General features: G+C 53.2%; 19 protein-coding genes. 14 read left to right on the forward strand and 5 right to left on the reverse strand.

Translation table 11 applies throughout. The annotated features are described in order from the left end of the window. Positions 1 to 21: 21 nt before the first annotated feature. Positions 22 to 795: an EAL domain-containing protein gene (locus QN359_RS04500; protein WP_323493556.1), complete on the reverse strand. Its 774-nt coding sequence runs from the start codon at positions 793 to 795 to the stop codon at positions 22 to 24. Between the two features lie 459 nt (positions 796 to 1254). Here QN359_RS04500 and QN359_RS04505 point away from each other — a divergent pair, with 459 nt between their 5' ends. Both QN359_RS04505 and QN359_RS04510 read left to right on the forward strand, forming a co-directional pair. Further along, positions 1255 to 2502 carry an MFS transporter gene (locus QN359_RS04505; RefSeq protein WP_322248299.1) on the forward strand — a complete coding sequence of 416 codons (1248 nt, stop codon included), beginning with the start codon at positions 1255 to 1257 and terminating at the stop codon, positions 2500 to 2502. Positions 2503 to 2655: 153 nt separating this feature from the next. Further along, positions 2656 to 4098: a hypothetical protein gene (locus QN359_RS04510; RefSeq protein ID WP_322248300.1), complete on the forward strand. Its 1443-nt coding sequence runs from the start codon at positions 2656 to 2658 to the stop codon at positions 4096 to 4098. Between the two features lie 7 nt (positions 4099 to 4105). Here the strand turns inward: QN359_RS04510 and QN359_RS04515 are convergent, their stop codons facing one another. The 3 genes from QN359_RS04515 to QN359_RS04525 are packed head-to-tail and all read right to left on the reverse strand — an operon-like array spanning position 4106 to position 6179. Then, positions 4106 to 4849, reverse strand: a complete 744-nt coding sequence (locus tag QN359_RS04515; protein ID WP_322248301.1) for an NRDE family protein — start codon at positions 4847 to 4849, stop codon at positions 4106 to 4108. Further along, positions 4840 to 5127: a DUF4936 family protein gene (locus tag QN359_RS04520; protein WP_322248302.1), complete on the reverse strand. Its 288-nt coding sequence runs from the start codon at positions 5125 to 5127 to the stop codon at positions 4840 to 4842. The genes QN359_RS04515 and QN359_RS04520 overlap by 10 nt, the downstream gene beginning before the upstream one ends. A 14-nt stretch (positions 5128 to 5141) precedes the next feature. Beyond that, positions 5142 to 6179 carry a folate-binding protein gene (locus tag QN359_RS04525; RefSeq protein ID WP_322248303.1) on the reverse strand — a complete coding sequence of 346 codons (1038 nt, stop codon included), beginning with the start codon at positions 6177 to 6179 and terminating at the stop codon, positions 5142 to 5144. Between the two features lie 208 nt (positions 6180 to 6387). Here QN359_RS04525 and mltG point away from each other — a divergent pair, with 208 nt between their 5' ends. From mltG to QN359_RS04585, 12 genes are all read left to right on the forward strand, one after another. Next, positions 6388 to 7374 (forward strand): endolytic transglycosylase MltG, encoded by a 987-nt coding sequence (gene mltG, locus QN359_RS04530; RefSeq protein ID WP_416200189.1) that lies wholly within the window; start codon positions 6388 to 6390, stop codon positions 7372 to 7374. A gap of 11 nt (positions 7375 to 7385) precedes the next feature. Beyond that, positions 7386 to 8027 carry a dTMP kinase gene (tmk, locus tag QN359_RS04535; RefSeq protein WP_322251115.1) on the forward strand — a complete coding sequence of 214 codons (642 nt, stop codon included), beginning with the start codon at positions 7386 to 7388 and terminating at the stop codon, positions 8025 to 8027. Beyond that, positions 8024 to 9058, forward strand: coding sequence for a DNA polymerase III subunit delta' (holB, locus tag QN359_RS04540; RefSeq protein WP_322248304.1), 1035 nt, complete (start codon positions 8024 to 8026; stop codon positions 9056 to 9058). Before tmk ends, holB begins: the two co-directional genes overlap by 4 nt. A 19-nt stretch (positions 9059 to 9077) precedes the next feature. After that, positions 9078 to 9458, forward strand: coding sequence for a PilZ domain-containing protein (locus QN359_RS04545; RefSeq protein ID WP_322248305.1), 381 nt, complete (start codon positions 9078 to 9080; stop codon positions 9456 to 9458). A 6-nt stretch (positions 9459 to 9464) separates the two neighbouring features. Further along, on the forward strand, positions 9465 to 9968 hold the full coding sequence (locus QN359_RS04550) for an N-acetyltransferase family protein (RefSeq protein WP_322248306.1): 504 nt from the start codon (positions 9465 to 9467) through the stop codon (positions 9966 to 9968). A 107-nt stretch (positions 9969 to 10075) separates the two neighbouring features. Then, positions 10076 to 11020 carry a 23S rRNA (adenine(2030)-N(6))-methyltransferase RlmJ gene (locus QN359_RS04555; RefSeq protein ID WP_322248307.1) on the forward strand — a complete coding sequence of 315 codons (945 nt, stop codon included), beginning with the start codon at positions 10076 to 10078 and terminating at the stop codon, positions 11018 to 11020. Positions 11021 to 11347: 327 nt separating this feature from the next. Further along, positions 11348 to 13000, forward strand: coding sequence for a 3-(methylthio)propionyl-CoA ligase (locus QN359_RS04560; protein WP_322248308.1), 1653 nt, complete (start codon positions 11348 to 11350; stop codon positions 12998 to 13000). 58 nt (positions 13001 to 13058) lie between these two features. Next, entirely contained in the window at positions 13059 to 14297 is a 1239-nt protein-coding gene (locus tag QN359_RS04565; protein ID WP_322248309.1) for a branched-chain amino acid ABC transporter substrate-binding protein, read from the forward strand. 95 nt (positions 14298 to 14392) lie between these two features. Next, on the forward strand, positions 14393 to 15340 hold the full coding sequence (locus tag QN359_RS04570; protein ID WP_322248310.1) for a branched-chain amino acid ABC transporter permease: 948 nt from the start codon (positions 14393 to 14395) through the stop codon (positions 15338 to 15340). Positions 15341 to 15344: 4 nt separating this feature from the next. Further along, positions 15345 to 16631, forward strand: a complete 1287-nt coding sequence (locus QN359_RS04575; RefSeq protein WP_322248311.1) for a branched-chain amino acid ABC transporter permease — start codon at positions 15345 to 15347, stop codon at positions 16629 to 16631. Further along, positions 16628 to 17395: an ABC transporter ATP-binding protein gene (locus QN359_RS04580; protein ID WP_322248312.1), complete on the forward strand. Its 768-nt coding sequence runs from the start codon at positions 16628 to 16630 to the stop codon at positions 17393 to 17395. Before QN359_RS04575 ends, QN359_RS04580 begins: the two co-directional genes overlap by 4 nt. Beyond that, entirely contained in the window at positions 17392 to 18111 is a 720-nt protein-coding gene (locus QN359_RS04585) for an ABC transporter ATP-binding protein (RefSeq protein ID WP_322248313.1), read from the forward strand. Before QN359_RS04580 ends, QN359_RS04585 begins: the two co-directional genes overlap by 4 nt. A gap of 33 nt (positions 18112 to 18144) precedes the next feature. Here QN359_RS04585 and QN359_RS04590 read toward each other — a convergent pair whose 3' ends face one another. After that, positions 18145 to 19734, reverse strand: a complete 1590-nt coding sequence (locus QN359_RS04590) for a DUF3369 domain-containing protein (protein WP_322248314.1) — start codon at positions 19732 to 19734, stop codon at positions 18145 to 18147. Between the last annotated feature and the right edge of the window lie 10 nt (positions 19735 to 19744).

The following is a 19744-nucleotide window of genomic DNA, read 5'->3' on the forward strand; positions in this document are numbered from 1 at the left end:
CAAGCTGATCTCCGCTGATACCTAATCCCAAGCGAGCTCGGGAATTTCTCCCAAGCCTTTGAATACAGGTTTGGAAAACCAATACCCCTGCATTAAGTCAATCCCAGATGCTCTCAGGAAATCTCTTTCAGGACGCGTTTCTACGCCCTCGGCCAGGATCTGTATGTCTAAAGTCTTGCAAATGCTGACTAAGCCATTGACGATAGCTTGTCTTGGCAGATTATCGTCAATCCCGCGTACTAAATCCATATCAATTTTAATGATATCGGGCTGGTATTCGGATAATAAATTGAGTCCGGCATAACCGGCACCAAAGTCATCAATCGCAGTATGAAAACCAAAGCGTCGGTACTCCCTGAAAATATTCACCAGATGCGGACGATCTTCGATGCGTTCACCTTCAGTGACCTCGAAGATAATCCTCTCTATCGGGAAATTGAACTTGGTCGCCGCTTCAAAGGTAGTGCGAATACACACTTCGGGACGGTAGATCGCATTCGGCAGGAAATTAATTGACAGCAACTCTTGCATATTCAGGCGAGCCGCACCCTCGATTGCTTTTGAGCGGCAAAGTTGATCAAATCGATAGCGATTGCTATCATTAATTTTGGCTAAAACAGACGCCGCCGACTCGCCATTTGGGCCACGCACCAGTGCTTCATGCGCATAGATGCTGCGAGTAGATAACTTAACAATTGGCTGGTAAGCATACTCAAACTCAAAATCGAAGGGTTCACCGTTTTGACAACCAGCGCATGCTTTGGCCAAGCTCGCTTGATCTGGCAAGCTATTCATGTCCCCTCGATATGACAAATCAGGGTGAATTTGAATCATCGCTATGCCTCCATTTCTGTATCAGAATTAAAACCAAGCACCGTTGCAAAATAAGCCAACTGTCACGTCGATAGGTTCATTATTCGTTTTGGCGATTTTATGTATTTCTTGTAGGTCTACGAGAGACAGCTTGCGAGTGGCTTGACTAATACAAATTAATTGTTTTATTGACACGTCTATCCTATAGGGTAGGTTTTTCGGTGCTTTGATGGTACTCCGAAATACCTGGGCGTGTTGAATTTAGGAAATGTTTGATGGGGCAGGTGCGTTTGGCAGGAACGCGGCTACGGGCGCTTGTGGTGATGATCTGGTAAAGGCCGCAAGCGCTCAGCCTGTCGCAGGCGCGCAGCAGCGGCGTGCGAATCATGGAATAATGGCAGCCTAACCACCACCGAGTCGGCAGCGCTGCCGCGCCTGCCCATGCCTTTTCGCTCCCTGTTTTCGCTGTTTGCGTATGCCGCATTCGGTTTCCCTTTAGCCCTTGTGGCGCTGCCGGTGTATGTCTATGTGCCGCAATTTTATGTGCAACGCTATGGCATGTCGCTAGGCTTGATTGGTGCGGCCTTGCTGGTTTCACGCTTGGCCGACGCTTGCTTCGACCCTTGGATCGGCGCGCAGATCGACCGTCGTGCGGCAGGACATGGCTTCGGGCGCTATATCGTGATCGGTTTACCTTTTTTGGCGGGGGGATTTTTTGCCTTATTTCACCCGCCAGAAGTCAGTATTGGCTTGGTCTATGTCTGGTTTTTTGCCAGTTTGTTACTGGTGTATGCGGGGCTGAGTCTGGCCAGCATCGCCTTTCAAAGCTGGGGTGCGGCCTTGACCCAGGCACCGGGATTGCGCCTGCGCTTGACGGCCGCCCGTGAATTCTGCGGTTTATTTGGTGTAATTTGCGCCGCTGGCTTGGCCCAGCTTGGGGATATCGACTGGCTCAGCGCCGTCTTTTTACTCAGTTTGGGTTTGACTGCCGCACTGCTGTTACGTTATACCCCGACGATAAGCAATGACCAGCGCGCACAAGCAGCTTCACTGACTTGGTCGCAGTTACTGGGCGGGCGCAGCTTTCGCGTCTTGCTGACCGTATTCATTATCAACGGCATTGCTGCTGCCATTCCGGCCACACTGTTTCTGTTTTTTACTAAAGACAAACTGCAGCTCGGTGCGTATGCCGGGTATTTGTTGCTCGCGTATTTTCTTGCCGCAGCACTGTCGATGCCGCTCTGGTTACGCGCTGCTGCGCTCTGGGGGGAGCAGCGTACTTGGCTGATCGCCATGCTGGCCTCGGTGGCCAGTTTCATTTGGGTGTATGGCTTGCAAGCCGGCGACTTGACTGGATTTGTGGTGATTTGCCTGATTTCCGGCATGAGTTTAGGTGCTGATCTGGCTTTACCTCCAGCCTTACTGGCTGCCTTGATTCACCGTGCCGGTCACAGCGGACGATATGAGGGGAGTTATTTCGGTGCCTGGAATTGGGCGGCAAAAATGAATTTAGCCTTGGCCGCCGGGATCTCTTTGCCGCTGCTTGATTACTTCGGTTACCGCCCCGACAGCATGGTGCCGGCGGCCTTACAAATTCTGACGCTCGGCTATGCACTGTTGCCCTGCCTGTTAAAAGGCATTGCTGCGGCGATTCTTTGGCGCATTCCGCTGCACCCAGTGCGCGAATAAACACGGCGTGGCGCGCTATTTCCACAGTATAAGGTAAAAAAAGGTTAAAATAATTTCTTATCATAAATTATATGCCTTAATGCAATGGCTGTAAAGCAAATTATTGATTTTTTTTGCCACTTCGCATATTGCCTTCGCCAACGGAGAAATTGAATGACCCAGCTTGAGTATGAAAAAGTAAATGGTGGAATAGCCCGCGTGCCTGATATGTTTAATCAAATCAATCTGATGAGCATGCCTGAGTTACAGCAGTGGTTGCAAGACGAGACGCACGCAACCCCTTTGATGCGCCAGAATTTGGCGGAAGATTTTGTTGAGGAAGCACGCTTCTTCCATTCTGATGCGAAGAATTTCAGCTTGGTGTTGGGCTTGTTACGTAAAGCCGTGTTGTTGGCGCCGGCGATATTGACCCCTTACTTCTATCTATGGCAATTTTTGGAAGCCGATCAAGTTGCACCGACAGAAATCGAACATATCTTGAGGCGTGTCGTTCGTGATGATGGGCAATCACAGCCACGCTCTATCGCCTACATAGAAGGTTTGCTCAATGGCGTCTATTCTTTTTTGCAGCAATTCAATCATGCTGATGCCGTTGATCAAGTCAGTGAGCGTGCGGTCTTGCATCTGGCGGATGATTTGAGTTATGAAGATATTTTTTACATCGATTCGCTGCAGCAAGTCCATTTCCTCGGACGCATAGATGAGCCGCGCTTGATCTACTCCTCATGGCAGCACAGCAGTTTGTCGCCGGGCGCCCAGACGATTGCCGAAGAAATTATGAAACGCGGCAAAGACAATCGCATTATTCATCACTGTGGCACGGCGCTGACCGTTACTTCGCGCGCGATTTTCGGGCCGGCGATCGATACCCTGTTACTCAATCAAATTATCGTCCATATCGTGCTGAAACACGCGGTGTTTCGTGCCGCCGTCGATACCGCGGTGGAAATTGGCCCTGGCTCGGGGTTTTTGATGTTGACGACGGCGCGTTTGCTGGCCGGTCGAGAGGGGGTACGTTGTTTTGGCTTCGATATTGCTCCTACGGCTTGTCATCACTCGCGCCATGCCAGCAGCTTATTGACCACCGAACTCATCGCAGCCGGACAAATCGCGCCGACCATCAGTATTGTCGAAGATGGTGCCGGCTTGCTGCGCTTTGCCGATGGGGAGGTTGATTTTCTCTACACCAATCCGCCGTATATTCCTCGGCCACCATCCGGTGAGCGCGATGTCTATGGGGCTATTGAGGGGGTCAGTATTTACCAAGAATTGCTGCTGCATGCAGGGCCGCGGGTGCTGAACCGTCAGCGCGGCGTCGCCTTACTGCTGTATTCTTCGCTGACCAACGAGGTGCTACAGGAATTATTACGCAGCACGCCCTTATGTCATGAACTGGTTGGGCCGGAGCTGACGGTGCCACTCGATTTGCATGAAGTGTTGGCAGATCCAGCTTGGTCGGCCGATTTGCGGCGTAACCGCGGCTTGATACGCAACTATACCGGCGACGGTAAAGTGCGGCATCACAGCTTGCGTGTGCTGGCTCTTTACTGGCCCGAGAACGTATTGCGCCAAGAGAATGGGCGGATTTTTTCTTAAACCCGCTTCAGCGCAGGATTTTCTCGGTGAATTCTGGTGCCGCCGCCAGATGCATTTTCAAGAGCGTCGACACGCGCGTGCCATAGTTCTCTGAGACGATGCAAGGTGAGGAGAGCAGGCGTTCCATTTCTATGGAAATGCCGGTATCAGGTAAGCGACAATCAGGTGCTTGCGTGGTATTGCCGAGCATTTCGAAGAAGGCATCGGTCGGTGCCAATTGGCACAACAAGCTGGCGAATTCAGCCTTGGTTCGTATCACTTTATGCCAACAGGTATCGAGCGCGGCATTCGAGACGCCGTAAATGCCCGGTGCCAACGGCACCCCGTTACGCGCGTCATCGCCGTGACGATTGGAAAACCAAATCAACTCCCGGCCGTCACCGAGCAGTAAATTGAATCCATTATGCAAGTCAGGCTGGGTTCGCAAGAGTGCGACATATTCCTGCGCCGTACCGGGAAAATTCAGAAAGTCGACCACCAAATCGCCGCGCGAAGGAGCATTGCTGCGCTTTTCTTCCGGCGCACGAATATTCGTGACGGCCGCGAATTTTTCCGCTGGCAGCGCTGGTGCGGCACTCTGTATGCCTAGCCAAGTGCCACCGGAACGCAGATCACGCCCGGCAAAAATATGCGGGTGATCTTGCCACCAAGCGGCGGGGGCGGCCGGACGCTCGTAAAACTCATCGCGATTCGCAGCGAGCAACAGGGGCGTGCAGGGCAAAATTTTCCAAGCAAAAACAATTAGGCACATACGTCGACATTCAAAAAGTATTCAGCATGACGACCACTGTACTGCAAATCGGGCAAAGCTGTTTGCGCCAACAATTCGGCCAGTTGTATGCTCCAGTCTGGACTGACCTCATGGTAAATTTCCATCCAAGTATGCAGGCCTTCGCTATCGTGCGGCCGGCGCTGCAATTCCATGCTGCGGCCAGTATGCTGCAGCAGCAAACGCTGCAGCAGCGCTTCGGCGGCAAGCACGCGCGCCTCATCGGCCACGCGCGTTTTAAAATAGATATAGCATTCCATTGGTGGCGCTATCCTCAGCGTGTGATGTCGGCAATTTCATACGGCAAACTCAACATCTGTGCCAGTGGGCCGGCCGGACTGCCGCAATGGATCTGGCCCTCTTGTTGGTCGGCCAAAGTCATTTCCAGCAAAGCCAAACTACGGCTGGCATCGAGTGCTTCAACATTGACGATCGCACCGCAGGGCTGATCGGCCGCACCAGCCTTGAATAACTCGTCGCCGGCAGCGAGACCGACCCCGCTGATTTCGGCCAGGATAGTGCGCCGTTTCAGCTTGCCCAGATACTGGCTGCGCGCGACGATTTCTTGTCCCGGGTAGCAGCCTTTTCTGAAGTTGACGCCGCCGATAAGCTCGAAATTCACCATTTGCGGCACGAATTTTTCGCTGGTCAGTGCATTGATCGTGGCGATGCCGGCGCTGATTTCACTTAAATTCCAATCGGCGCTGTTGGTCACCGTCAGCGTCGTTTGCAATGTGCTCCAAGCCGCGTCGGCCAAGGCGAGCGGACACCACCATTGGTAGCGTGCGACGCCAGCGGCATCCGGGCAGCGCAGCAGGGTGCCGTAGTCATTGCTGACGTGCAGATCGCTGGCACTCGGCAAGACTGGAAACCAGTTTTGCAAGGCTGTCGCCGCAGCGCTGCCACCAAGGCCGAAACACACGGTGCTCGCGCTGATATCGGTGAGCTTGGCTTGCGCGCGCATGATGAACATGCTTAAGCGTTTTTGCACGGCAGCGAGCAGCGACTGTGACAGTTGCAGATGGATGAAGTCGCCGACGCGCCAATACACCAAACTGGCTGACATCCGCCCTTTAGGTGTGCAGTAGGCGGCACGCCGCACCGCCGTCGGTGTCAGGTTTTCGACGTCATTACTGAGTTGATTGTGCAGAAATTTGGCCGCATCGGCACCGCTGGCTTGCAGCAAACCGTGCTCGCCGAGCACGCTGACGAAGCCCTCGGCAAAGGACGCCAATCCCCATACTGGAGTGCGCTCAGTGAGTCGGCCGGCTTGGAGTTGCAAATGTTGTTGAGTTAAGAATGCTTGCCACATGATGTGAATTTCTCTCTTTGTTAGCGTCATTTGTGCCGAGCGCCTGCGGGCGTCGACAGCCGATTGTCCGTCAATTATAGTGGTGCTGGCAGAATCGGGTACGCGACAGTGAAATTTAATGCTGCCACAGCGTCGGCCAGTGAGGTTTACTTGCTACACTACGCGGCAATAGCGCCCTCTGCGCTGACTTTTTTTGTTGATGGCACTTATGCGTTTTATTCGAAATATTTTCCTCCTGTTAATCTTCACTGTCGCCGCGCTGGCGGGCGGCGGCTGGTACTGGGCTAATACCGTGATCGATACCGATGGCAAAGCTATCGCGCTGACGATCCGCCCCGGCAGCGGTGCGCGCAGCGCAGGGCGTCAAATTGAACAAGCCGGCATTGCTATCCCAGCCTGGATGTTCGAATTATTGGCACGCGCCAGCGGTCACGAGAGTCGCCTCAAAGCCGGCTCCTACGAACTCGAGCCGGGTAAAACGCCGCTCGACTTGCTGGCTAAAATTGTCAACGGTGAATTCTCGTATGCCTCGGTAGTGATTATCGAAGGCTGGAGCTTTGCGCAAATGCGTAAGCAGATCGATGCCAGCCCCGATCTGCGCCACGAGACCCGCAACTTGTCTGAGCATGAACTCATGATGCGGATAAATTCTATCTATCCGCATGCGGAAGGTATGTTTTTTCCGGACACCTATTTATTTGCCAAAGGCAGTAGCGATCTTTTACTCTACCAACAAGCCCATGCCGCGCAATTGAAATTGCTCGATGAAGCATGGCAGGCGCGTGCCGCCGGCTTGCCCTACGAGAATAAATATCAAGCCCTGATCATGGCCTCGATCATCGAAAAAGAAACCGGGCAAAAATCTGAGCGCGCCATGATTGCCGCCGTATTCACTAACCGACTCAAGACTGGCATGCTGTTGCAAACCGATCCGACCGTGATTTATGGTATGGGTGAGCAGTATCAGGGTAAAATCCGCAAAAAAGATTTACTCACCGATACACCTTACAACACGTATACGCGCGCCGGCTTACCGCCGACGCCGATTTCCTTGGCCGGCTTGGCCTCGCTGACGGCGGCCTTGAGTCCGGCGCGCAGTGCGGCCGTGTATTTTGTCGCGCGCGGCGATGGTACCAGTGTGTTTTCTGAAAGTCTGGAAGAACACAATCGGGCCGTCAATAAGTATCAACGTTGAACTCATTATTTATGAAAAAAACTGGAAAATTCATCAGTTTCGAAGGTATAGACGGGGCCGGGAAATCGACTCACATTGCCTATGTCTCCGAATTATTGCGCGCGCCCTTGGCGGCGCGCGGTGCCGCCGTGGTGTGCACCCGCGAACCCGGTGGTACGGTGCTGGGCGAGGCTTTGCGCGAATTGCTGCTGAAACAAAGCATGCATTTGGAAACCGAAGCCTTACTGATGTTCGCTTCACGGCGCGAACATTTGGCGCAAGTGATAGAGCCGGCGTTGGCACGTGGTGATTGGCTGATTTCCGATCGTTTTACCGATGCCAGCTTCGCCTATCAGGGCGGCGGCCGCCATCTGTCTATCGACAAGCTCAATACTCTCGAACAGTGGGTGCATCCGCATTTGCAGCCCGATCTCACCTTATTATTTGACGTGCCGCTCGAAGTCGCGCGCGCACGGCTCGATGCCAGCCGTGAACTCGATAAATTTGAACGCGAGCAGGCGGACTTTTTTGCCGCTACGCGGGCCGAATATTTACGCCGCGCCGCTGCATTCCCGCAGCGCTTCCGTATCATCGATGCCACCCGCAGCATCAGCGCGATTCGCGCCGACTTACAGCTACTGATCGCCGCATTGCTGGCGACGGAGGCGACATGAACCAAGCTTTATTCAGCTGGCAAGAGCCGGCCTGGGAATATTTCATCTCACTGCGCGAGCGCATGCCACATGCTTTTCTACTGCATGGCCCGCAAGGTATAGGCAAGACCGTGTTGGCTGAACAGATGGCACAATCTTTATTATGCGACGCGCCTGATGCGCGCGGCCATGCTTGCCAACAATGTGGCTCTTGCAATTGGTTTCGTCAATACAGTCATCCCGATTACCGGCGCGTGCGTCCGGAATTGCTCGACGAAGAAGAAGCCTCAGCCGCCGATGTTGAACCCGAAGCCGGCAGCAAAAGTGCTAAGGCCAGCAAAGCGCCATCCAAAGAAATCGTGATCAATCAAATTCGTGCACTGGCTGATTTCATGAATTTGTCTACCCATCGTCAAGGGCGCCGGGTCATCGTCTTGTATCCGGCCGAAGCACTCAATGTTCCGGCGGCGAATGCTTTGTTGAAATCTTTGGAAGAACCGGGTGCCGCCACGGTATTCATTCTGGTTACGCATAGTCCTGATAAATTGCTGCCGACGATACTGTCGCGCTGCCATCAGTTTGCTCTCGGTTTGCCGGCGCCGGCCCAAGCTTTAGCTTGGTTGCAGCAACAAGGCGTCAGCGCAGCCGCTGATTGTCTGGCGCAGCAGGGTGGGGCACCACTGGCGGCCTTGGAATTGGCGCAATCGGAACGCTACACGGAAATCGATGAATTTCTACGCCAATTGTGTAAGCCAGCTATCGATGTGAGCTTGAAATTGGCAGAAAAAATGCAGAAAAGTGAGATGCCAGTCTTGGTCAGCGCCTTGCAACGCTGGCTGTATGATATATTTTCTTTTAAACAAAGCGGCAGAATCCGGTATCATCCACGCTATGAACGAGAATTGAAGGGATTGGCTGCGCGAGTAGACGGCGATGCCTTGCTCAAACTGATAGACAATACCAATGAACGTCAGGCGATTGCTAATCATCCTTTGTCGGCCAAACTGTTTCTAGAAGATATGTTGCTGGAATATTCTGCACTCTTCGCATAAACCACGCGAAAGCATTACGATGTCCGATTTATCAAGCGATTCCGCCATTCCTGCCGTTCCGAACCGTCCTTCGGTGCTGTCTTTGGCGATCAAAGAAAAGGCCGCCTTGTTCGCGGCCTATATGCCGTTCTTAAAGAATGGCGGCATCTTCGTGCCGACCAATCGCAACTATCGTTTGGGCGAAGAAATTTACCTGATTCTCACCTTGCTCGATGATCCGGCTAAATATCCTGTCGCCGGTAAAGTCGCTTGGATCACGCCGGCCGGTGCCGGCAATAACAAGTCGCAAGGAATCGGCGTGCATTTTCCAGAAGATGAAAGCGGCACGCGGATTCGTCTGCGCGTTGAAGAAGCACTGGGGTCTGCACTGCGCTCCAGCCGCGCGACACACACTATTTGATTTACTATGGACCACGTTTTTTCTTATCGCATTGCCCGTTTTGACGACTTGCCTGACATCATCGCGATCTACAACAGTACCGTCGCTTCACGCGAAGTCACCGCCGATACCGAACCGGTCAGTGTTGAATCACGCCATGCTTGGTTTGCCGCGCATGAAGCGAATCGGCGTCCGCTATGGGTTAGTGAACAAGACGGCAAGATTACCGGCTGGTTGTCGTTTTCTGATTTTTACGGTCGCCCGGCCTATGCCGGCACCGCCGAATTGTCGATTTACTTGCATCCGCAAGCGCGGCGTCAAGGTTTGGGGCGGCGTTTCCTCGAACTGGCGATCGCGCATGCTCCCACGGTAGGGGTGCATACCTTGCTCGGCTTTATATTCGGGCACAATATCGCCAGTTTGCGCTTGTTTGAAGTCTACGGTTTCACCACTTGGGCCAATATGCCGCGCGTGGCTACTTTGGATGGCATCGAACGGGATTTGATCATACTCGGCAAGCGCGTGGCCTGACCCGCGCTGTGCCCGCAGCACTTTATTGTGGCAAATGCAGCAGCGAAACGCGGATGACATCCGCGTTTTTCCATCATTTGCCTTTCATTTTTTTATAGGAAATACTCATGCTCAGCTATCGCCATGGCTTCCATGCCGGCAATCACGCCGACGTGCTCAAACACTTTGTCTTGATTCAACTCTTGCAGTACATGAACCAAAAGGATACCGCCTACACCTACATCGACACCCATGCCGGGGCTGGATTGTATGCGCTCGACAGCGGCTATGCCAGCAAAAATGCCGAATTCGAGACCGGTATCGCGCCCTTGTGGGATAAAAAAGATTTACCGCCAGCGCTGGCCGAATATGTCAATTTGGTCAAAGCCATGAACCCGAGCGGTAAAATGCGCCATTATCCGGGCTCGCCGTATTGTGCCGATCAAATCATGCGCGACCAAGATCGTCTGCGTTTGTTTGAGCTGCATTCCAGTGAAATCAAAATCCTCAGTGAAAATTTCCGCAAGCTCGATGCCCACGCGGCCGAGCAGGGCCACCGGCCGACGGTACGCGGCAAACGCGTCATCATTTCCGATGGTGATGGTTTTGAAAGCATGAAGTCATTGTTGCCGCCGCCATCACGCCGTGCCTTGGTGCTGATCGATCCACCGTATGAAGTCAAAGATGATTATCGTCGCGTCAAAGTGGCGCTGGAAGATTCCTTGATCCGTTTCCCTACCGGCACCTATGCGGTCTGGTATCCCGCCTTGAACCGTCAGGATTCGCGCCAGTTGCCGGAAAAATTGAAGCGCTTGGCCAGCAAAGATTGGCTCAATGTTAGCTTATCGATCAGCGGCCCGACTCCGGATGGCTTCGGTCTGCACAGCAGCGGCATGTTCATTCTCAATCCGCCATGGACGCTGGCAGAGACCTTGAAAGAAGTCATGCCCTACTTGGTCAGTGCACTCGGACGCGACCAGGAAGCGGCTTTCGTGATTGAAAGTGGTAAGCCGGTCAGCGGCGCTGGCGTTAATTTACGCCCTAAACGTATTCCGACCCCAAGCACGCGCTGAGTTTCACGGATCGACATTGATTCGTGCTGCGTGCAGCGAATCATTCGGGCCAGGCGGCTGTTACAGCGCCTGGCCCGAATTTTTTTCTCGTAACGTGGTGGATTTCCTACTTTTGCATTCTGTTTTTTGCGCGATGCGGCATGCTGATCAAAGTGCATTGCGGGGCATACATGCTCGAAGTGGCGCAGATCCTTGCTGCAAATGCTGCTACGCAATAGAAATAGTGATTGACGGATTAGTACGGTCGTACAAAAATCACTGATCAGTTGTTTATTACTGTCTATGAAACACCGATCGATCTGTCTTCCGTCACTGTCAGGAGTAACCATGTCTAGCTATCCTATGAGTCCCGTAATGGGGCAAATGATGGATAAACCGATGCTCATTTCCAGCATCATCGAACATGCCGATCGGTATTTCGGGAAAAATGAAATCGTTTCGCGCCGCGTCGAAGGCGATATTCATCGCTATACCTACAGTGATTGCCATCAGCGCGCCAAGAAGCTCGCCAACGTCTTCGCCGGCTTAGGCGTGGTGCTCGGCGATCGCATCGGCACCTTGGCTTGGAACGGCTACCGTCATTTGGAAGCTTACTATGCCGTCTCCGGTTCCGGCGCGGTCCTGCACACCATTAACCCACGTCTGCATCCGGAACAAATTTCCTACATCATCAATCACGCCGAAGATCAGTACCTGCTGTTTGATATCACTTTCTTGCCCATCATCGTAGCCATTGCCGCCCATTGTCCTTCGGTCAAAGGCTATATCATGATGGCCGAGCGCAGTTACTTACCGGCCCAGACCAGCATCCCGAATTTGCTGTGCTATGAAGATTTGCTCGCTGCGCATTCTGATGAATTTGTCTGGCCACTGTTTGATGAAAACTCGGCTTCGAGTCTGTGCTATACCTCGGGTACTACCGGTCACCCCAAAGGGGCGCTGTATTCGCACCGTTCCACTATCCTGCATTCCTATGCCTCGGCCTTACCGGATGGGCTCAATGTATCGGCGCGCGATGCGGTTTTGCCGGTCGTACCGATGTTTCACGTTAATGCCTGGGGCTTGCCGTATTCTGCGCCATTAACCGGTGCCAAACTGGTGTTTCCCGGCCCGCATCTCGATGGTAAATCCTTGTATGAATTATTCGAACAGGAACAAGTCACGTTCTCAGCCGGTGTGCCGACGGTCTGGCTGGGCTTGCTGACCTATGTGGCGCAAAATAATTTACAGTTTTCCAGCTTCAAACGTACCGTCATCGGCGGTTCGGCCTGTCCGCCGGCGATGCTGCGCACGCTGCGTCATACCTATGGTGTCGAAGTGGTACATGCCTGGGGCATGACCGAAATGTCACCGCTGGGAACCGCGAGCACCTTATTGGCGCGCCATCAGGGCTTGGGCGAAGCCGAACTCGAAGCTATTTTGTGCAAACAAGGCCACGTGCTGTATGGCGTGGAAATGAAAATCGTCGATGACCTCGGTACCGAATTGCCTTGGGATGGAAAAACTTACGGCAATCTGTTGGTCAAAGGGCTTTGGGTGATACGCTCGTATTATCGCGAGGAGGGTGGGGCGGTGCTGCAGGATGGCTGGTTTCCGACCGGCGATGTGGCCACCATCGATGCCGATGGCTATATGCAAATCACCGATCGCAGCAAAGATGTCATTAAGTCCGGCGGTGAATGGATAGGCACGATCGACCTTGAAAACGTTGCCGTCTCTCATCCGGCGGTGCTGCAGGCCGCTTGTATCGGCGTGTTTCATCCGAAATGGGATGAACGACCTTTGCTACTGGTGGTAAAAAAACCGGGTGCCGAAGTGAGTAAAGAAACTTTGCTGGCCTATTTCGACGGACGGGTAGCCAAATGGTGGACGCCCGATGATGTGGTGTTCATCGATGCCTTACCGATCGGTGCGACCGGTAAAATTTTAAAAAACAAATTGCGCGACCAATTCAAGGAGCACAAACTGCCAACGATATAAGTCGGGACTTCGTATCAAAAACAGATTTTCATAAGATAAAAAAATTGGAGAGAGACAAATGACATTCCCATTACGCGTATCTTTTGTTGCAGTCGCTTTTGCTTTGCTCGCCCCGCTGTCGCATGCCGACACGGTGAAAATTGCTTATATCGATCCTTTATCGGGCCCGTTTGCCCCGGTCGGTCAAAACATCTTGAACTCATTTCAATTCGTCGCCGATAAAGCGAATGCGGAAAAATGGGCCGGCCCGACGACCACTTTCGAAGTGGTCGGTTTTGATAACAAGGGCAGTCCGCAAGAGTCGCTCAATATCTTGAAAACCGTGATCGACAAAGGTTTTCGCTACATCACCCAGGGCAATGGCTCGGGCGTGGGCTTGGCTTTGCTCGATGCGGTAAATAAATACAACGAACGCAATCCCGGCAAGGAAATCATTTATCTCAATCATGCGGCGGTCGATCCTGACATGACCAATAGTAAATGCAGCTTCTGGCATTTCCGTTTCGACGCCAATTCAGATATGAAGATGGAAGCATTGACTACCTACATGGCGGCCGATAAAAACATCAAAAAAGTCTATGTGATCGGGCAAAATTATTCTTTCGGTCACCAAGTCAGCCGCGCCGCCAAAGAATACATCGCCCGCAAACGTCCAGACATTCAGATCGTCGGTGATGATTTGCATCCTATCGGCCAGGTCAAAGATTTTTCACCGTATATCGCGAAAATCAAAGCCTCGGGTGCCGATACGGTGATTACCGGGAACTGGGGTGCTGATTTGGCCTTGCTGATCAAGGCGGCCAAAGATGCTGATTTGAAAGCGAATTTCTTCACTTACTATGCCTCCACCACCGGCGTACCGACGGCGATGGGCGCCTCCGGCATCGATCGCGTCAAGTACGTAGCGTACTGGAATACCAACAATGAAGGCTATGTCGGGAAAGACATCGTCGAGGGTTTCAAGACCCGTTATAAAGACGATTACTATTCGATGGCGACTTACTCCATCTTGACCGCCATGTCGCAGGCGATCAAACAAGCCAAGTCGATAGAACCGGCCAAGATCGCCTTGGCACTTGAAGGGGCAAACTTCAAAACGCTCAATGGCGAAGTCAGCATGCGCAAGCTCGATCATCAATTGCAGCAGCCGCTGTATATTGCCACTTGGGTCAAAACTAATGACAAAGATGTGCGCTACGATCAGGAAAACACCGGCTTGGGTTGGAAAACCAATCAAAAAATCGATGCATTCGTCGCTGCTCAACCGTCTTCGTGCCAGATGAAACGTCCGCTGTAAACAGTACGGAAAAAGAGGGCCGAGGGGCTCTCTTTTTTATTTTTTAAAAAAATAGAACGACCGTGCATAGAAGTTTTTTGAAAGGGACACACGCTGTGGAATTTACTCTGATCACCCTGCTCAATGGCATAAGCTATGGCTTGTTGCTGTTCATGCTTTCATCTGGCCTGACCCTGATCTTCAGCATGATGGGTGTGCTTAATTTTGCCCATGCCAGTTTCTACATGTTGGGCGCGTATTTTGCCTATATGCTGAGCAGTCGTTTCGGCTTTTGGGTCGCTTTGCCGCTGGCACCACTACTGGTCGGTGTGCTCGGTGCGCTGGTGGAGCGCTATGGCTTGCGCCCGGTGCACAAATACGGACATATCCCGGAACTGTTGTTCACCTTCGGTCTGTCGTATGTGCTGGTGGAAGTGGTGCAACTGATCTGGGGCCGCGCCGGAGTACCGTATGCCATCCCGGCCAGCCTCGATGGCCCTTTATTTACGCTCTACACCACGACCTTCCCGATGTACCGTGCCTTCATGATGTTAGTTGCCTTGCTCATGCTGCTGGCAATCTATTTGCTGCTGACGCGAACCCGCATCGGCCTGGTGATCCAAGCGGCGCTGACCCATCCTGATGCGGTCGAAGCGCTCGGCCATAATGTGCCGCGTGTATTCATGCTGGTGTTTGGCGGTGGCTGTGCTTTGGCTGGCTTGGCTGGCGTAGTTGGCGGGAATGCCTTCGTCACCGAGCCGGGCATGGCGGCCACCTTGGGCAGCATTATTTTCGTCGTCGTCGTGGTCGGTGGCATGGGCTCTTTAGCCGGGGCCTTCATCGCCTCGCTGTTGATCGGTGTGGTGCAAACCTTTGCCGTTGCCATCGATTATTCGCTCTCCAGCATCCTGACACCGCTTGGTCTGCTGGTGCGCGCCGATTCGCCGTGGTATTCGCTGGTCTCACTCAGTGTGGCCCAAGTGGCGCCAGTGATGCCGTATCTGCTATTGGTATTGATACTCATTTTCAGACCGCGTGGCTTGCTTGGCACTCGTGAAGGATAACCCCATGACAAAAATTCTCCATTATCAAGCGCCCAATCTGGCGCGCTGGCTCAGCTGGACCTTGTTCGCCGTCGTGCTCATCGTCGCGCCGTATATTTTCAGCAGCGGTGCCGCCTTGTCGCTGCTCTCGCAGATCGGCACCTTGATGATCTTCGGTCTGTCGTTTAATATGCTGCTCGGTCAAGGTGGTATGCTGTCGTTCGGGCATGCCGTGTATTCCGGGTTGGGGGCATTCTTTGCCATCCATGCGATGAACTTGATTGCGGCCGGCAGTTTGCCGCTGCCTGTGAGTATGATTCCACTGGTCGGCGGTGTGGCCGGCATGGGCTTCGGCGTCTTGTTCGGTTATGTGACCACGAAAAAATCCGGCACCACCTTTTCCATGATTACCTTGGGCATGGTGGAGCTGGTGTTTGCCTGCTCCTTGATGTTCCCGCATTTTTTCGGCGGCGAGGGCGGCATTTCCAGTAACCGCGTCATTGGTGGCGCCGTGATGGGCATTACCTATGGCCCGCAAATCGAAGTCTACTACCTGATCGCTTTTTGGTTGTTCGTCAGTGCCGTCGCCATGTATGCATTTACCGCTACGCCACTGGGACGGATGATCAATGCCGTGCGTGATAATCCGGAACGCGCTGAATTCGTCGGCTACGACACTCAGTGGGTACGCTACATGACCTTGATTTTATCGGCATTTTTTGCCGGTATTTCGGGTGGACTCTCGGCCATCAACTTTGAAATCGTCACGGCCGAGAATGTCAGCGCCATCCGCTCCGGCGCGGTGCTGTTGTTTACTTTTATCGGCGGCATAGGCTTCTTTTTTGGGCCGATGATCGGGGCCGTGATCGGAGTTTTCCTCACCGTCATGCTGTCCGACTTCACCAAGGCCTGGCAATTGTATCTAGGCGTGTTTTTCATTCTCACCGTCATGTACGCACCCGGTGGCTTGGCCAGCATACTCATGCTCAATGTGCGTTTGTTAAAACATGGAAAATTCGCCAAGGTTTGGCCCAGTCTGTGGAAAGTACTGTTGTCGTGTGTCTTGCTGGTGGCCGGCTTGATCATGGCGATAGAAATGCTGTACCAGCGTTCACTTGAAGCCAGTCAAGATCCGATCATCCACGTGCTCGGACTCTCACTCAATTCGGCAGCAGCCAGTGCCTGGCTGCTGGCCGGCGGCTTGGCGGGGCTTGGCGCGCTTGGCTTTATCTTGAGCAAGCAAGGCTTTCGTCTGCAATGGGATCTGGCCAATACAGAAATCGAAGAAATACTGAAGAGGGCGCAAGGATGACTGATTTCTCACTGGAATTAAAAGATGTGCGGAAAAGTTTCGGTCATGCCGAGATCATTCGCGGTGCCAATTTACAGGTGCCACGTGGCGAACGCTTTGCCATCATCGGCCCCAATGGTGCCGGTAAATCGACTTTATTCAATCTGATCTCGGGTCGTTTCGGTATCAGCAGCGGGGCGATTTTGCTTAACGGCAGCAATATTGCAGGTTTGCAGCCGTATCAGATCAATCGTCGCGGTCTCTCGCGCAGTTTTCAGATCACCAATATTTTCCACCGCCTCAGCGTCTATGAAAACTTACGTTGTGCCGTCCTCTGGTCGCTCGGTTATCGCTATTCGTTCTGGCATTGTCTCAATGCCCTGCGTGATGTTCATCAACGTGCCGAAGCGGTACTGGAACAAATCGGTTTGACTCGGCGGCGGCATACCACCGCCGGCTTACTGACTTATGCCGAACAACGTGCACTCGAAATAGGTATCACCATCGCCGGTGGGGCCGAAGTGATTTTGCTCGATGAACCGACTGCCGGCATGAGTCGTTCCGAATCCGATGCCGCGGTCGAATTGATACGCAAGATCAGCGTCGGCAAGACCCTGCTCATGGTCGAGCACGACATGAGCGTGGTGTTTGGACTGGCGGACAAGATAGCGGTGGTGGTCTACGGCGAGGTGATCGCCTGTGACACGCCACAAAACATCCGCAATAATCAACAAGTGAAGGACGCCTATCTGGGCGGCCACGCACCGCAGGAGATCAGCGCATGAGTGCTTTACTCGAAATTCAAGGATTACACGCTTATTATGGCAAAAGCCATGTCTTGCATGGGGTCGACCTGCACGTCAATCACAGTGAGATCGTCAGCCTGTTAGGTCGCAACGGTGTCGGCCGTTCGACCACGGTGAAAGCCGCCATGGGGCAGGTGCAGGCGACTGGCTCGGTACAGTTCAAGGGCGAGCAGATGCTGGGTTTGAAAGCCTTCCAAATCGCCCACAAAGGGCTAGGCTACGTGCCGGAAAATCGCGATATTTTTCCGACTCTGACAGTGGAACAAAATCTTTTACTCGGCGAAAAAAGCAGCGCACGCCGCGCCGGTGCTGCGCCGCCGCGTTGGTGCATCGACGATATGTATCAAATGTTCCCGCGTCTCAAGGAGCGGCGTTCCACCTTGGCCGGCGTGATGTCGGGCGGTGAGCAGCAAATGCTCACGCTATGCCGCACCTTGATGGGTGATCCTGACCTGATCATGATCGATGAACCGACCGAAGGCTTGGCACCGAAAATTGTCGAACTGGTCGCCGAGTACCTGCAAACGCTCAAGCAACGCGGTGTTTCGGTGCTGTTGGTCGAACAAAAATTGGCCATCGCTTTGCAAATTTCACAACGCGTGTATGTGATGGGGCATGGCAGTATCGTGTTTGAAGGGACGCCCGATGAATTGCAGGCGAATCAGCAGATTCGCCGCGAATGGTTGGAGGTCTGAGTTCACGACGCGCTGTTCCAGCCTGGGCGCGTTTCAGTGGCCGGGCGCGATGATCCAGTCTGGCTGTTCGCGCGCCAGAAAATCGAACAGCGCTTGCACTACATCGGGGTCGAACTGCAAACCGCTGCGCTCTTTGATGTAACTGATTACCTCATCCAGTGGCCAAGCTCGTTTGTATGGCCGACTGTGCAGTAATGCATCGAAGACATCGACCACGGCGACAATACGCGCGGCCAGCGGGATGGCATGGCCTTGCAAGCCGCGCGGATAGCCCTTGCCATCAAAATGCTCGTGATGTCCGCCGGCGATCTCGGCACCGATACTCAGACTGCTGACACCACCGATCGAAGTGGCGGCATTGGCCAGCACAGTCTCACCTATCATGGCATGGTTCTCCATGATGGCGCGCTCGTCCGTATCATGTTTGCCAGGCTTGAGCAGAATCGCATCGGGAATTCCGACCTTGCCGACATCATGCAAAATACTGGCGATACCGACAAAGCGCATGAAATTGGTTTCTGTGTCGGCAGGAATTTTTCCAGCGGCCTGCATTTCAGCGGCGATCGCATCGGTTAAACGACAGACCCGGCGAACATGTCCACCAGTATTGGCGTCGCGCGACTCAGCCAAATCAGCCAGCGCGACCACGGTCGCTTCCTGCGTTGTTTTGAGTAATTCAAACATCTGCAAATTATCGAAGGCGGCACCGATGCGATCACAAAAAATATCGAGCAGACTACATTCGAGCGCGCTCAATGGCCGGGTAGGGGAGAAGGCGACGGCAAATTGATGACCGTGCGTGGCAGGAATCGACAACACATTCACCGTTGAGGTGAACAGATTCTTTTTGTCGGCAAAGGTTTGCATGATCGATGCCAGCCATGGATGCGACGCCGATACCAGATCTTCTTCGATCAGTAGGGCGGAACTGCCGGTACTGGCAATTACTCGCGGCAATTCGACATTGCCGGCCACCTTCTTGTGCATCACGCACAGTATTCCTTGTGTTCCGAAATCGAGAATTGCCCCGATTTGTGTCAGTACGCCGGAAGCCAGTTCTTTGAGTGAATTGATCTGGTACAGATTGCTGACTGCCTGCAGTATTTTATCGAGCCCGCGCCGGTTTGCTTCCAAGGCTTTGAGTCCTTCGTAAGCGCGCAGGGAAGCGATCACCGAGGTGAACATTTTTTGGGTTGTCAGTTCCGTCTTGAGCTTGTAATCGTTGATGTCATAATCGACGATGACTTGCTGTTCCGGTGCTTGGCCTGGCTGTCCGGTACGCAAAATAATTCTGACTAAATCATTGCGCAACTCCTGCCGTATCCGTTGCGCCAAGCGCAGTCCGGCATCTTCGGTTTCCATCACAACGTCGAGCAAGATCATCGCGATATCGGGTTCCTGCTGCAAAATCTGAAACGCTTGCTCGGCTGAGTAAGCTGATAAAATCTCGATTTCCTGCATCTTGAAACGAATATTACTCAAAGCCAGGCGTGTCACCGCATGGATGTCCGGTTCGTCGTCGACCACCAGCAAGCGCCATTTACCAAGCGCTTGCTGTGGCGTCGCATCGCTATCCTCATCGTCCAGCAACCAGCCATCGATTTCATCACTCATTCTTGTCATGCTCGTCTCA

Source organism: Undibacterium sp. 5I2, assembly GCF_035019605.1.
GTDB lineage: Bacteria > Pseudomonadota > Gammaproteobacteria > Burkholderiales > Burkholderiaceae_D > Undibacterium.

Bases quoted from the DNA above. Each gene is read 5' to 3' on its own strand.
- QN359_RS04500 (WP_323493556.1), bottom strand. From the start codon at position 795: ATGAATAGCTTGCCAGATCAAGCGAGCTTGGCCAAAGCATGCGCTGGT.
- QN359_RS04505 (WP_322248299.1), top strand. From the start codon at position 1,255: ATGCCTTTTCGCTCCCTGTTTTCGCTGTTTGCGTATGCCGCATTCGGT.
- QN359_RS04510 (WP_322248300.1), top strand. From the start codon at position 2,656: ATGACCCAGCTTGAGTATGAAAAAGTAAATGGTGGAATAGCCCGCGTG.
- QN359_RS04515 (WP_322248301.1), bottom strand. From the start codon at position 4,849: ATGTGCCTAATTGTTTTTGCTTGGAAAATTTTGCCCTGCACGCCCCTG.
- QN359_RS04520 (WP_322248302.1), bottom strand. From the start codon at position 5,127: ATGGAATGCTATATCTATTTTAAAACGCGCGTGGCCGATGAGGCGCGC.
- QN359_RS04525 (WP_322248303.1), bottom strand. From the start codon at position 6,179: ATGTGGCAAGCATTCTTAACTCAACAACATTTGCAACTCCAAGCCGGC.
- mltG (WP_416200189.1), top strand. From the start codon at position 6,388: ATGCGTTTTATTCGAAATATTTTCCTCCTGTTAATCTTCACTGTCGCC.
- tmk (WP_322251115.1), top strand. From the start codon at position 7,386: ATGAAAAAAACTGGAAAATTCATCAGTTTCGAAGGTATAGACGGGGCC.
- holB (WP_322248304.1), top strand. From the start codon at position 8,024: ATGAACCAAGCTTTATTCAGCTGGCAAGAGCCGGCCTGGGAATATTTC.
- QN359_RS04545 (WP_322248305.1), top strand. From the start codon at position 9,078: ATGTCCGATTTATCAAGCGATTCCGCCATTCCTGCCGTTCCGAACCGT.
- QN359_RS04550 (WP_322248306.1), top strand. From the start codon at position 9,465: ATGGACCACGTTTTTTCTTATCGCATTGCCCGTTTTGACGACTTGCCT.
- QN359_RS04555 (WP_322248307.1), top strand. From the start codon at position 10,076: ATGCTCAGCTATCGCCATGGCTTCCATGCCGGCAATCACGCCGACGTG.
- QN359_RS04560 (WP_322248308.1), top strand. From the start codon at position 11,348: ATGTCTAGCTATCCTATGAGTCCCGTAATGGGGCAAATGATGGATAAA.
- QN359_RS04565 (WP_322248309.1), top strand. From the start codon at position 13,059: ATGACATTCCCATTACGCGTATCTTTTGTTGCAGTCGCTTTTGCTTTG.
- QN359_RS04575 (WP_322248311.1), top strand. From the start codon at position 15,345: ATGACAAAAATTCTCCATTATCAAGCGCCCAATCTGGCGCGCTGGCTC.
- QN359_RS04580 (WP_322248312.1), top strand. From the start codon at position 16,628: ATGACTGATTTCTCACTGGAATTAAAAGATGTGCGGAAAAGTTTCGGT.
- QN359_RS04585 (WP_322248313.1), top strand. From the start codon at position 17,392: ATGAGTGCTTTACTCGAAATTCAAGGATTACACGCTTATTATGGCAAA.
- QN359_RS04590 (WP_322248314.1), bottom strand. From the start codon at position 19,734: ATGACAAGAATGAGTGATGAAATCGATGGCTGGTTGCTGGACGATGAG.